Source organism: Oceanobacillus salinisoli (genome assembly GCF_009733865.1).
Lineage (GTDB): Bacteria > Bacillota > Bacilli > Bacillales > Amphibacillaceae > Oceanobacillus > Oceanobacillus salinisoli.
Window position 1 is genome coordinate 1 of sequence record NZ_WOFB01000073.1, and the last position, 305, is coordinate 305.

At 33.8% G+C, this 305-nt stretch carries 1 protein-coding gene; it reads right to left on the reverse strand.

All coding sequences use genetic code 11. The features are described 5' to 3' along the window. Positions 1-305, reverse strand: a 305-nt coding sequence (locus tag GMJ66_RS20340) for an MBL fold metallo-hydrolase (RefSeq protein WP_156292129.1), incomplete at both ends; no start/stop codon positions are given.

A 305-nucleotide genomic window follows, 5' to 3' on the forward strand; every position in this document is an offset into this window, starting at 1 on the left:
ATAGGAGTTTCATCGTAAAACAAATCTCCAGTAAATAAATATCCTTTACTATAATCATAAATTGCTACATGACCAGGAGAATGACCTGGTGTATGGTATATAGCTAATTTCCGTTTTCCTATCTCTATCTCATCACCATCGTCTAATAAGCCTGTTGGTTTACCTTGAAACGGCTTATACGTTTCAGGGTTAAATGTTTCTGGAGTAGGTTTTGTAATATCTCGACTTACATCTCTTCTTATTTGCTCAATTGGAAGTTTTTTAATTCCATTAATAAGCCAGTCCTCTTCATCTTTATGTACATA